The 11,693-nt window shown below is 74.8% G+C and carries 10 protein-coding genes; 6 read left to right on the top strand and 4 right to left on the bottom strand.

What is annotated here, in order from left to right; genetic code table 11:
* Nucleotides 1–4 precede the first annotated feature (4 nt).
* Both Voc01_RS30245 and Voc01_RS30240 read right to left on the bottom strand, forming a co-directional pair.
* Nucleotides 5–1,279, bottom strand: a complete 1,275-nt coding sequence (locus Voc01_RS30245) for a flavin-containing monooxygenase (RefSeq protein ID WP_203931004.1) — start codon at nucleotides 1,277–1,279, stop codon at nucleotides 5–7.
* Nucleotides 1,280–1,365: 86 nt separating this feature from the next.
* Nucleotides 1,366–2,130: an Rv0361 family membrane protein gene (locus Voc01_RS30240; protein WP_203931003.1), complete on the bottom strand. Its 765-nt coding sequence runs from the start codon at nucleotides 2,128–2,130 to the stop codon at nucleotides 1,366–1,368.
* Between the two features lie 182 nt (nucleotides 2,131–2,312).
* On the opposite strand from Voc01_RS30240, the gene Voc01_RS30235 reads away from it, so the two are divergent.
* From Voc01_RS30235 to Voc01_RS30215, 5 genes are all read left to right on the top strand, one after another.
* Nucleotides 2,313–2,831 carry a sigma-70 family RNA polymerase sigma factor gene (locus Voc01_RS30235; protein ID WP_203931002.1) on the top strand — a complete coding sequence of 173 codons (519 nt, stop codon included), beginning with the start codon at nucleotides 2,313–2,315 and terminating at the stop codon, nucleotides 2,829–2,831.
* Between the two features lie 2 nt (nucleotides 2,832–2,833).
* Nucleotides 2,834–3,796, top strand: a complete 963-nt coding sequence (locus Voc01_RS30230; protein WP_203931001.1) for a hypothetical protein — start codon at nucleotides 2,834–2,836, stop codon at nucleotides 3,794–3,796.
* Between the two features lie 98 nt (nucleotides 3,797–3,894).
* Entirely contained in the window at nucleotides 3,895–6,675 is a 2,781-nt protein-coding gene (locus tag Voc01_RS30225) for an ATP-binding protein (RefSeq protein WP_203931000.1), read from the top strand.
* A 73-nt stretch (nucleotides 6,676–6,748) separates the two neighbouring features.
* Nucleotides 6,749–7,267 carry a SigE family RNA polymerase sigma factor gene (locus Voc01_RS30220; protein WP_203930999.1) on the top strand — a complete coding sequence of 173 codons (519 nt, stop codon included), beginning with the start codon at nucleotides 6,749–6,751 and terminating at the stop codon, nucleotides 7,265–7,267.
* A complete protein-coding gene (locus Voc01_RS30215; protein ID WP_203930998.1) occupies nucleotides 7,264–8,403 on the top strand; it encodes a hypothetical protein in 1,140 nt (379 codons plus the stop codon). The genes Voc01_RS30220 and Voc01_RS30215 overlap by 4 nt, the downstream gene beginning before the upstream one ends.
* 199 nt (nucleotides 8,404–8,602) lie before the next feature.
* On the opposite strand, the gene Voc01_RS30210 is transcribed toward Voc01_RS30215, so the two are convergent.
* On the bottom strand, nucleotides 8,603–10,000 hold the full coding sequence (locus tag Voc01_RS30210) for an aminotransferase-like domain-containing protein (protein ID WP_203930997.1): 1,398 nt from the start codon (nucleotides 9,998–10,000) through the stop codon (nucleotides 8,603–8,605).
* Between Voc01_RS30210 and Voc01_RS30205 the strand changes: the two genes are divergently transcribed.
* Nucleotides 9,999–10,937, top strand: a complete 939-nt coding sequence (locus tag Voc01_RS30205) for a DMT family transporter (protein ID WP_203930996.1) — start codon at nucleotides 9,999–10,001, stop codon at nucleotides 10,935–10,937. The two genes, Voc01_RS30210 and Voc01_RS30205, sit on opposite strands and share 2 nt — an antisense overlap.
* On the opposite strand, the gene map is transcribed toward Voc01_RS30205, so the two are convergent.
* On the bottom strand, nucleotides 10,921–11,688 hold the full coding sequence (gene map, locus Voc01_RS30200) for a type I methionyl aminopeptidase (protein ID WP_203930995.1): 768 nt from the start codon (nucleotides 11,686–11,688) through the stop codon (nucleotides 10,921–10,923). The two genes, Voc01_RS30205 and map, sit on opposite strands and share 17 nt — an antisense overlap.
* Nucleotides 11,689–11,693 lie beyond the last annotated feature (5 nt).

Below are 11,693 nucleotides of genomic sequence, written 5' to 3'. Positions count from 1 at the left end.
CCGCTCACGCTCGACCGCTCATGGCCGACCGCTCATGAGGAGAGAGCCGTCGCACGGCCCGGTGCGTCCGGTCCATCTGCTTCTGCCACTCGTGGCGCACGATGTCGATGCGGGTGTCGGGCCGCTGCGTCGCCGCGAGGTGCGCCGAGAGCGGGAACGACGGCCGCCGCTCGTGCAGCCGCAGGAACCGCACCACCAGCTCGGCCTGCGCCGAGTACACCGGCAGCTGCGGACCCCGCGGAGCCGCCATGCCGATGAAGTACAGCCGCTCCGTTCCGACCGGCACGGTGAGCCCGCCGACCCGCAGCGGCTGGTGCCTCTCGTACCGCAGCACCGACGGGTCGAGGAACGGCACCGACGTCCTGAACCCGGTGGCCCAGATGATCGTGTCGAACTCGGTGCTGGTGCCGTCGGCGAACAACACGGTCTTCCCGGTGATGCTCTCGATGCCGGGCCGCGGCGTGATGCGGCCGTGGTGGATCCAGTACAGCAGCAGGTTGTTGACCACCGGCTTCTGCCGGTTCAGGTTGCGCGTGGCCGGCACCGGGAGGCCGCGGTAGACCTCCACCGGACCGACGACGATCCGCACCAGTGCCCGGGTGAGCCGCTCCTGGAGCACCGGGTGCAGCTTCGCCATCCAGGTGAGCTCCGCCCGGGGCCTGCCGAAGATGGCCTTCGGCTGGAACACCTGGCCGCGCCGGATCGAGATGTGCGCTTCGAGCCGGGCGTTCGCGGCGTCGACGACGAGGTCGCAGCCCGAGTTGCCGACGCCGACCACGAGCACCCGATCGCCCTCGACGTCGCCGACGTTCATGTAGTCGTGCGAGTGCAGCGACCGGCCGGTGAAGTGCGCCGCCACGGCCGGGACGTACGGGTCGGTGAGGTGCCCGTTCGCGACCAGCACCGCGTCGTACCCGCGCACCTGCCCGTCGTCGGTGCGCACCGTCCAGCCGCCCTCCCGGGGCGTCATGCTCTCGACGGACGTCTCGAACGTGATGTGCTCGTAGAGCCCGAAGTGCTTGGCGAAGCTCTCCAGGTAGTCGCGCATCTGGTCGCGGCTCGGGTACACCGGGTAGTCGGCCGGCATCGGAAACCCGGCGAAGCCCGACACGTCGCGCGACGTGATGAGGTGCAGCGACTCGTAGTCGGTGTGCCAGTGGCCACCCACGCGGTCGGTGCGTTCGAAGCAGTCGACGTCGAGCCCATGGTCACGCAGGACCTTCACTGCGGCCAGCCCCGCGGCGCCGGCCCCGACGATGCAGTAGCGCGCGTTTCCCATGGCATCCATGGTCGCGGCGGATCGGTCGTCGGTGAAGCCTTGATCTGAGAGGCCAGCTCAAGCTTTTGGCTTGAGCTGGCCGCCGGTCAGTTGCCCGTGCCCGTCGTGACGAGGCTGCTCCAGCAGACCTTCCAGTCGCCGCTCTCGCGCTGCACGGGGATCTGGCCGGTGTCGCTCGCCGAGCTCCCGTCGGACTTCTCGCCCTTGATCGTGACCGAGACCTTGCCGGTGTCGCCGGTGACGTTCGCGGTGCCGATGTCCCAGCTCTCCAGCTTGTTGCCCTGGGAATTGGTGAAGTCGTCGGTGCGGGAGGGGTCGCGGTTGTAGGCCTCGACGTCCTTGGCGCAGCTGTTCTCCTTCACGCCGTCGAGGTCCTCGTCCTTGACCGCGGCGAGCCACCGGTCGACCGCGCCCTCCGGCGTGTTGTCGCCGCTCGGTCCGCCGATGAGGTTGACGGCCACGATGATGCCGACCACGAACAGCACCAGCACCAGGCCCGCGCCACCGAGGATCCAGCCGAGCTTGCTGCGCGGGCGCGGCGCGGGCGCGCCGGGGTAGCCGCCGTATCCGGGACCGGGCTGGCCGTACGGCGGAGGTTGCTGTCCGTAGCCGTAGGGCGGCGGCTGCTGGCCGTACGGCGGGGGCTGCTGTCCGTAGCCGGGCTGCTCGAACGGGGGTGGCGCTCCGTAACCGGGCTGACCGCCGTACGGCGGAGGCTGCTGCCCGTACGCCGGACCCGACGTCGGTGGCTGTCCGTACGCGGGACCGGACGTCGGCGGCTGTCCGTACGCGGGCTGGCCGTACGGGTCCTGACCGTACGGGCCCTGCTGGTTTCCATAGTTCGGATACATCGGTGCGGCCCCCCATGAAGACTGTCGATGCTCCACTGTAGTCGCACATGCCGTAACGGCCGCGCCGACCGTCCGCGACGGCCCTGACCAGGAGATACCGGTCAGTTATCACTGGGCTCAGCGATGTTTCGGCCGTCACTGACCGTCAGCCTCAAGGTCGAACAACGACCTATGGAGGGCATATGACCGTGCTGGCGGAGCACCCGGTCGCCTCGGACCCGTTACGGACGATCCACGACCGCTACCGGCAGGGCCTGCACACCTACCTGGTGAAGCTGACGTTCGGTGACGTGGGCCTCGCGGAGGACCTCGTCCAGGAGACCTTCCTGCGGGCCTGGCGGCACGCGACCGGGCGGGCCGACCTCGACGCCGACACCGCACTGCCGTGGCTGTACACGGTCGCGCGGCGACTGGTCGTCGACCACCTCCGGGCCCGCCGGGCGCGACCACCGGAGACCTTCATGGACGACCTCAGCGGCGTGCCCGTCGTGCACGACCCGATCGGCATGGCGCTCGCCGAGCAGTCCCTCCGGGACGCGCTGCGCGACCTGCTGCCCGAGCACCGCGACGTCCTGGTGCGCCTGTACCTCCACGGGCGGACGCCGGCTCAGGTCGCCGGCAGGTTGGGCATCCCCGTCGGGACCGTGAAGTCGCGCTCGTTCTACGCCAGGCGGGCGCTGCGGGCCCGGTTGGAGGGCTGAGCGTGCACGCCACCCTGAACCCGCACGGCTGCGTGCGGTCCGCACACCGGCTCCTGCTGTGGGCCGACTGTCTGCTTCCCGACGACGTGGTGACCGCGGCCCGCACGTGGCTCGCCGACGGCCTGGTCGACGACGCCGTCGCCGCGGTGGCCTTCGCGGTCCTGTCGGAGGGCATCACCGCGCCGGACGACCTCGCCGGGCTGCTCACCGACGCGCTGCACCGGGCCGGAGCCGCACCCGACGCGGTACCCGTCGACGGGGCCGGCACGCTGCCGGACCTCCAGTACCACCCCACCGGACCGGGCGGGTCGGACCTCCCGGGCTCCGCGCTGGACCTCACCGACGCCCGTCCGCACGGCAGCGGCCTCGATCCCGTCGACCGCGAGGCGGTGGACCTCGTCCGCCAGCTCCGCGACGCGACGGCGGTCTGGCGCTCCTGGCGCCGCCCGCCGCGGCCGACCTGGGGCTCGCGCGGCTACCTCGTGCGGCTCGCCGACGCGGCACCCGCCGTGGACCCGCTCACCGCGGCCTACCGGCTGCCCGAGGTCACCGGCTGGTTCCAGCAGCGCCTCGCCGGTCCCCTCGTGCGCGTCTACCGGCACGAGGACGAGCTGCCGCTGCACCTGCGGATGGCGCTCGACCACGCCGCCCTGCTGTGGACCCGGCCGGCCCCGGTACGGCTGCGCGTCGCCCACGACCGGCCCGGCGGCGTCCGCCCGTCCCCGGTACAGCGCGACTATCTGCGGGCCGGCACCCCGGTCCTCATCGACCTGGCCTACGACGGACCCTGGCCCGACCCCGCGCGGCCGCCGATGGTCCGCACCGACGGAACGTGGCTGTGGCGTGACACGGCCCGCCGCATCGAGCGCGCGCTGGCCGGACACATCGCCCGCGTGGCCGGTCCGCCGCCACCGGTCGACGAGACCACGCTGCGTCGCGCCGTGATCGCCCTCGGCGGACCCTGACAGATACGCCGGGTTTCGGACACTCGCTCCGACCTGCGCGGGAAGATCATCCGGGTACTGTGGCCTGCGCACCAGGCTACGGACGGAGGTGCCCGGTAATGCGGCGCGAGCACGGGGTCACCCTCGTCGGGCGGGACGCCGAGCTGCAGCGGTTACGGGGGTACCTGCGCGAGGTCGTCGCCGGTCGGGGTCATGCGGTCTGGGTCGAGGGCGAACCCGGCATCGGGAAGAGCGCGTTGCTCGACGCGGCGTTGACCCCCGACGAGGTCCAGTTGTTCCACGCGCGGGCCGACGAGCACAGCCCGCTGTTCCCCCTGCGGGTCCTGGTCGACGCGTTGCGCATCGACCCGGTCGGGGCCGACCCCGCCCGGGCCGAGGTGGCGGCGCGGCTGTGGGGCGACGGCGCGTCGGTCGCGGCGGCCGTCGAGATGGTGCTGGTGCTCGTCGACCGGCTGTGCGCGGCCGGCCCGGTCGTGCTCGTCGTCGACGACCTGCAGTGGGCCGACGAGACCAGCCTCGCGGTCTGGGCCCGGCTGGCCCGCACCGTCTCGCAGCTGCCGCTGCTGCTGGTGGCCGCCTGCCGGCCGGTGCCGCGTCGCGCCGAGGTCGACCGGTTGCGGCGCGACCTCGCGGTCGCCGGCGCGGCGGAGATCCGCCTGGACCCGCTGGCCGGCGAGCACGTCGACGCGTTGGTGGAACGGCTCGCCGACGGCCGGCCGGGCCCACGGCTGCGGCACCTGGTCGACCAGGCCGGCGGAAACCCGTTGTACATCAGGGAACTGGTCGACGCGCTGGCCCGTGACGGCCGGGTCCGCCGCGACGGCGGGACGCTCGAACTGGCCCACGACACGGGGGCGCCGGCCTCGCTCGCCGCGGCGATCGGAGCCCGCGTCGGCTTCCTGTCCGAGGCCGCCACGCGCGTGCTGCGCACCGCGAGCATCCTCGGCCCGGAGTTCCGCCTCGACCACCTGAGCCTGCTCGTCGGCCGGCCGGTGCTGGCGCTCACCGACGTCGTCGAGGAGGCGCTCGCCGCCGGGGTGCTGGCCGAGCGCGGCGCGGCGCTGGCGTTCCGGCACGGGCTGATCCACCGGTGGCTGTACGGGTCGATGCCGACCGCGCTGCGGCACGCCCTGCACCGTGAGGCGGCACAGGCGCTCGCCGCCGCCGGCGAACCCGTGGAGACCGTCGCCGAACAGGTCCTCGCCACGCCGCCCGCCAGCGGCGGCGACTGGATCGTCGACTGGCTGACCCGCGCCGCGCCGACGCTGACCCACCGCGCGCCGGAGGCCGCCGTCGACCTGCTGACGCGCGTGCGCGCCGACCTCGACGCGGCCGACCCGCGGCGGCCCCGGCTCGACCTGCACCTGGCCGAGGCGCACGACCGGCTCGGCCGGCCCGACGAGGTGGTGGCGCTCGCGGTGCAGCTGCTCGCGAGCACCCGCGACCCGGCGATCGTCGGCCGGGCGACCGTGGCCCTGGCGTACAACCTGCAGCTGCTCGGCCAGCTCGACCGGGCGCTGGAGGTGATCGGTGCCGCCGACGTGGTCGACGAACGGTCGCGGGCGCGGCTGCTGGCCCTGTCGGGCACCGTGCTCAAGCAGCTCGGCCGGTACGGGGAGGCGCTCGCGGCCGCCGACCGGGCCGAGGAGGCCGGCCAGCGCATCGGCGACCGGGTGGCTGTCGGCTGGGCGTTGTCGGTGCGCGGCACGGCGGTCGCGGAGTTCCAGCGCGACCACGAGACCGCACTGTCCACACTGGAGCGTGCGATCGCCGCGGTCGGTGACGAGCCGGACACCGCCGACCTGCGCCTGGTGCTGCTCGCCAACCGGTCCGTCGCGCTGCTGAACCTGGGCCGCAAGGACGACGCCGAGCGGGGGATGGGCGAGGCGATCCTGCACGCCGAGCGCACCGGCACGCCGCAGCGGCTCGCGTCGCTGCGCGGGGTCGTGGCCGAGTCCCGCTTCCTCGACGGGCGGTGGGACGACGCGCTCGCCGAGCTCGAGGCCGCCGGCGACCTCTGCACGGTGTACATGGGCACGCGCGTCATGCTCCTCGGCATCGGCGCGATGATCGCGCTGCACCGCGACGACCGCGACGCGCTCGCCGGGTACCTCGACCACGCCGCCGCCCTGCCCGCCGATTCGTTGCGCAGCGCCGACAAGCTGCTCGTGGCGCGGGCCCTGGCCGCCGAGCGCGACGGCGCGCCCGACAAGGCGCTGGCCGCGTTGCGGGACCTGTTCGACCCCGCGGGTGGGCTGTCCTCGCCCGACCTGACGCTGTGGATGCCCGAGGCGGTGCGGCTGGCGCTCGCCGTCGGCGACCGCGCCGCCGCCGAGGCCATCGCCGGTGCCTGCGCGGCCGAGGCGGAGCGCGAGCCGTTGCCGGCCGCGGTCGCCGCCGCGGACCACTGCCGCGGCCTCGTCGAGGGTGACCCGGTGCGGGTGCGGGCGGCCGCCGACGCGTTCGCCGCGCACGGCAACCGGTTGCTGGCGGCCACCGCGCTGGAGAACGCCGCGGTGCTGCTCGCCGGGCGCCGCGACCTGGCCGCGTCCCGGGCCGTGTTCGCCGCGGCCGTCGACGGCTACACCGCCCTCGACGCGCGGTGGGACCTGCGCCGGGCCGACGCCCGGCTCCGTCCGCTGGGGGTGCGGCGCGGCGCCCGCGGTGCGCGCGGCCGTCCGGCGCGTGGCTGGGAGTCGCTCACCCCGACCGAGGTGACCGTGGTGCGCCTGGTCGCCGCGGGCCTGTCGAACCCGGACATCGCGGCGGAGCTGTTCCTGTCGCGGAACACGGTGCAGACGCACGTCTCGCACATCCTGGCGAAGCTGTCGTGCCGGTCGCGCCAGGAGATCGCCGAACAGGCGCTCGCCAGATCCTGACAGGTCGCACCCAACCGCGCGGGACCCCGGACGCATCGTCCTGGTGGGATCGCGTGGAGAGGTGAGCTGACCGGTGCGTGCCGAACTCGAACGGGAGTACGTGGAGTACGTGTCCGCCCATCTGGGCCGGATGCGGCGGGTGGCCTACCTGCTCTGCGGAGACTTCGACCGGGCCGATGACATCGTCCAGGCCACGGTCGAGCGGCTGTACCTGCGCTGGCGCCAGGTCCGCAATGCCGGGAACGTCGACGCGTACGTGCACACGGTGCTCGTCCGCGTGTTCCTGGCCGAGCGGCGCCGGCTCTGGTCGCGGGTGCGGCTGATGGACGAGCCGCCCGACCGGGCGGCACCCGCGGCGCAGCCGCACGACGAACGGATCGCGGTGCGGTCGGCGCTGCGCCGGCTGCCCCGGCGGCAGCAGGCCGTGCTGGTGCTGCGTTTCCTCTGCGACCTCCCGGTCGCGGAGGTGGCCGGGATCCTCGGCTGCGCGCCGGGAACGGTGAAGAGCCAGACCTCCGACGGGCTGGCCGCACTGCGCAGGGCACTGGGTGACCGGCCCCTGGAAGGACTGTTGGACAGGAGAATGCGATGACCGAGGAACGAACGGCGGGGGTGCTCCGCGTCCTGGAGGCCGAGCTCCCACCGTCCACTGTAGACATCGACCGCGCGATGAGGGCGGGCCGCCGCCGCGAGCGCACGCGACGCGGCCTCGCGGCGGGCGTTCTCGCGGGCGTCGCCGGGCTCGCCGCGGCGGGCGTCGTCACGGTGACCGGTGACAGCGCCGCACCGCCGCCACCCGTCGACCGGCCGGCCGCCGGCGGCTCGTCGGCACGGACCTGCGCCGCGGAGCCGTTGCCGGGAACCGCGATCGAGGCGAGGGCCATCTCGCCGAACGGACGGTTCGTGGCCGGCGCGCACGAGGCCACCAGCAGGCCCGTCGTGTGGACGGACGGGCCGCCGGCCGACCTGACGGTACCGGCCGGGGTCACCGCGACGCCGCACGCGGTGAACGACAGCGGTGTGGTCGTGGGCCTCGCCCGACGCGGAGAGCTGACGCGGCCGTTCGCCATCCGCGCCGGCGGGTTCGCCGAGCTCGCGCTGCCGTCCGGCGCCTCGGGCGGTGTCGCGCAGGGTGTCGGGGCGGACGGGACCGCCGTCGGCGAGGCGTGGTGGCCGGACGGCGACAGCAAGGCCGTGCGGTGGTCGGCCTCCGGCGAGGTGACGGTGCTCGCGTCGACGACCCGGTGGGCCGCGGCCTACGCGGTCGGTGACGACGGAACCGTGTACGGCACGCTCGACGACGGCGCCACCCCGTACGCGTGGGGGACCGGCGGCGCCGGCCGGGCGCTGCCCACGCCCGCGGGTTCGACGAAGGGCAAGGTGTTCGGGGTCGCCGGCGACTACGCGTACGGCCACGTCGGGACGCTGGAGGCCACCCGCAAGAGCGGCGACAAGCAGGGTGGTGGCGGCGAGCCGCGGTGGGTCCGCTGGCAGCTGTCGACGGGTGCCGTGGTCGAGGTGACCGGCCTGAGCGCATCGGGGGTGGACGCGACCGGCGCGGTGGCCGGCAGCGCCCAGCGCGACGGTCACCGCTACCCGGCCCGCTGGCGCGACGGGACGATCGCCGAACTGCCGGGAACGACCGGCGGCGTCGTCGCCACCTCCCGGGACGGCACCCGCCTGGCCGGTCTCACCGACGGTGGCGTCCCGACGGTGTGGCGCTGCTGACCGGTGGGTATGTGCGCTGCATGAACGACATCGTCAGCAGGTGCCCGGAGTGCGGGGCACGGGTGGACGCGCCGGTCGGCACGCCCACCCCGCCCCACACCACCGACGGCGGTGACGGCCCGTGCCCCGGCGCGGGACGCGCCTCCGAGTAAGCACGGCGCGGGACGCGCCTCCGAGTAAGCACGGCGCGGGACGCCCGTCAGAGTGAGCCCCGGCAGGCCCGGGCCAGCCGCCGCACCGCCTCGTCCATCAGGTCGGGCGGTGCGGCAGCGTATGTGAGGCGCAGGTGCGGCGCCGGTGGCTCGGCGGCGTACCAGGGGCGCCCGGGCACCACGACGACCCCCTCGGCCGCGGCCGCCGCGGCGAGCGCGACGTCGTCGACGCCGTCGGGCAGCCGCGTCCACAGGTGCATGCCGCCGCGCGGGACCGTCGCCGGCACGAGGTCGGGCAGGTGGGTGCGCAGCGCGGTCAGCAGCGCCGTCCGCCGGGCCCGCAGCGCGGTGCGCAGCGACCGGCGGTGCCGCGCCCACGCCGGCGCGGTCACGAACTCCACCGTCGCCTGCTGCAGCGGACCGGCGACGAACAGGTCGTCGAGCAGCCGGACCGTCCGCAGCCGGGCGCCGGCGGGGCCGCGGGCACCGATCGCCGCGATCCGCAGCCCCGGCGCGGCCGACTTGGTGAGCGACCGGATGTAGACCACGTGCCCGTCGGGATCGTCGGCGGCCAGCGGTGGCGGCGGGTCGCCGTCGATGGTCAGGTCGCGCGCGTAGTCGTCCTCGATCAGGAACGCGCCGGCGGCCCGCACCGCCGCGACCACCTCGGCCCGGCGCGGACCCGCGAGCGTCGCCCCGTGCGGGTTGGCGTGCAGCGGCTGGCAGTAGAACAGCCGCGCGCCGGTGCGGGCGAACGCGGCGGCGAGCTGGTCGGGCCGCACGCCGTCGGCGTCGGCGGGCACCGGCACCACCCGCAGCCGGGCCGCCCGCGCGGCGGCGAGCGCGCCCAGGTACGTGGGCGACTCGACGAGCAGCGGGTCGCCGGGCCCGCCGAGCGCGCGCAGCGCCGACGACAGCCCGGACTGGCCACCGGGACAGATCACCACGTCGTCGGCGTGCAGGCCGGCGCCGGACTCGCGGGCGAACCAGGCGCGCAGGTCCGCCCGTCCCTCCGCCGGACCGCGCTGCCACGCCGCCGGCTGCCGCGCGGCCCGGCCCAGCGCGGCGCCGAGCGCGGCGATCGGTTGCAGGTCCTCGTCGAGGTACCCGCCGGACAGTGGGATCGCGCCCGGCGGGGGTAACGCCAGTAACGCCCGCAGCTCCTCCTCGCCCGCCGGACGCGGGCCGAGGGCGACCGTCTGCCAGCTCGGGTCGGGCGGTCGCGACCGGTCGGGCCGGTCGGCCACGAACGTGCCGCGGCCGGACCGCGTCTCCACCAGACCCTGCGCCACCAGCCGCCGGACCGCCTCCGCGACGGTCACCGGCGAGGCCCGGTGACGCGCGGTGAGGTCGCGCACGGACGGCAGCCGGGTGCCGGGTGCGGCGGTGGTCACCAGCTGCCGGAGATCTTGGATAACGCGGTCCGTTGCGTTACCGTCATTCATGAGTGATCAGAGTAGCGCTACCGAACCCACCGCGATAACGGCCGGGCTCGGCCTGGGTGCGGGCCTGGGAGCGCTGGGTGTCTTCGCGTTCAGCCTGTCGCTGCCGTTCACGCGCGTCGCGGTCGCCGACCTCGACCCGTGGTTCGTCGCCTTCGGCCGCGCGGTCGTCGCCGCGGCGCTGTCCGCGGCCTACCTGCTCCTCGTGCGCGCCCGCCGGCCCGCCGGCGGCCAGTGGTGGCGGCTGGCGGTCGTCGCACTCGGGGTCGTCGTCGGCTTCCCGCTGTTCACCTCGCTCGCGCTCACCACGCAGACCTCCGCGCACGGCGCCGTCGTCATCGCCGTGCTGCCCGCGATGACCGCGGTGTGCGCGGTGCTGCGCGCCGGCGAGCGCCCGCCGCTGCTGTTCTGGGCGGCCAGCGGCGGCGGGCTGGTGGCGGTGCTCGGGTTCCTCGTGGCGAGCGGCACCGTCCACGGTGGACTGTCGGTCGCCGACCTGTACCTGCTCGTGGCCGTCGCGTTGTGCGCGCTCGGGTACGCCGAGGGCGGCGTGCTGTCGCGCGAACTCGGGGGCGCCCGCACGATCAGCTGGGCGCTGCTGTTGTCGGTGCCGGTCACCGTCCCGGTCACGCTGGTCGCGGCGGTCGCGCGTCCGCCGCACACGGGCGTCGGCGGTTGGACCGCGTTCGCGTACCTCGGCGCGGTGTCCATGTTCCTGGGCTTCTTCGCCTGGTACGCCGGCCTCGCGCGGGGCGGCATCGCCAAGGTGGGCCAGATCCAGCTCGCCCAACCGGTGCTGACGCTGGCCTGGTCCTTCGTCCTGCTGCGGGAGTCGGTCAGCGCCGCTTCGGTGGGTGCGGCGCTGGTGGTGCTGGTGTGCGTCGTGCTGACCCAGCGCGCCCGCGTCGGCTCTCCGGTTCCCGTTACGGCCGCGCGGTGAGCACCTGCGGACCGTCGTCGGTGATCGCGACGGTGTGCTCGGAGTGCGCCGTGCGCGACCCGTCGGCCGAGCGGATGGTCCAGCCGTCGGGGTCGAAGACGATCTTGTCGGTGGTGCGGGCGAACCACGGTTCGAGCGCGAGGGTCATGCCCGCCAGGAGCCTGAGCCCGCGGCCGGGGCGGCCGTTGTTGGACACGTGCGGGTCCTCGTGCATGGTGCGCCCGAGCCCGTGCCCGCCGAACTCGGTGTTCACCGGGTACCCGTAGCTCTTGGCCACGGCGGCGATCGCCGCCGAGATGTCGCCCAACCGGTTGCCGACGTGTGCCTGTGCGATGCCGGCGACGAGCGCCTCCTCGGTGGCCCGGACGAGCCGCACGTCCTCCTCGGCGGGGGTGCCGACGATCACGGTGCGGGCCGAGTCGGCGACCCAGCCGTCGATGCCGACGGCGATGTCGAGGCTGAGGACGTCGCCGTCGCGCAGCGTGTAGTCGTGGGGGAGCCCGTGCAGCACCGCGTCGTTGACCGACAGGCAGATCACATTGCGGAACGGCCCGTTGCCGAACGACGGCGCGTAGTCCCAGTAGCACGACTCGGCGCCGCGCTCGCGGATGAGGTCTCGCGCGTGCTGCTCGAGGTCGAGCAGGTTGACCCCGACGTCGGCGAGCGCTCCGACCTTGGTGAGGACCTCCGCCACGAACGCTCCCGTGACGCGCATCCGCTCGATCTCGCGGGGCGACTTCAACTCGATCACGCCGG

Source organism: Virgisporangium ochraceum (assembly GCF_016863655.1).
Lineage (GTDB): Bacteria > Actinomycetota > Actinomycetes > Mycobacteriales > Micromonosporaceae > Virgisporangium > Virgisporangium ochraceum.
The sequence above is the reverse complement of the archived record's forward strand: the minus strand, read 5'-3'. Positions and strand labels throughout refer to the sequence as shown.

Bases quoted from the DNA above. Each gene is read 5' to 3' on its own strand.
- Voc01_RS30245 (WP_203931004.1), bottom strand. From the start codon at position 1,279: ATGGGAAACGCGCGCTACTGCATCGTCGGGGCCGGCGCCGCGGGGCTG.
- Voc01_RS30240 (WP_203931003.1), bottom strand. From the start codon at position 2,130: ATGTATCCGAACTATGGAAACCAGCAGGGCCCGTACGGTCAGGACCCG.
- Voc01_RS30235 (WP_203931002.1), top strand. From the start codon at position 2,313: ATGACCGTGCTGGCGGAGCACCCGGTCGCCTCGGACCCGTTACGGACG.
- Voc01_RS30225 (WP_203931000.1), top strand. From the start codon at position 3,895: ATGCGGCGCGAGCACGGGGTCACCCTCGTCGGGCGGGACGCCGAGCTG.
- Voc01_RS30215 (WP_203930998.1), top strand. From the start codon at position 7,264: ATGACCGAGGAACGAACGGCGGGGGTGCTCCGCGTCCTGGAGGCCGAG.
- Voc01_RS30205 (WP_203930996.1), top strand. From the start codon at position 9,999: ATGAGTGATCAGAGTAGCGCTACCGAACCCACCGCGATAACGGCCGGG.
- Voc01_RS30210 (WP_203930997.1), bottom strand. From the start codon at position 10,000: ATGAATGACGGTAACGCAACGGACCGCGTTATCCAAGATCTCCGGCAG.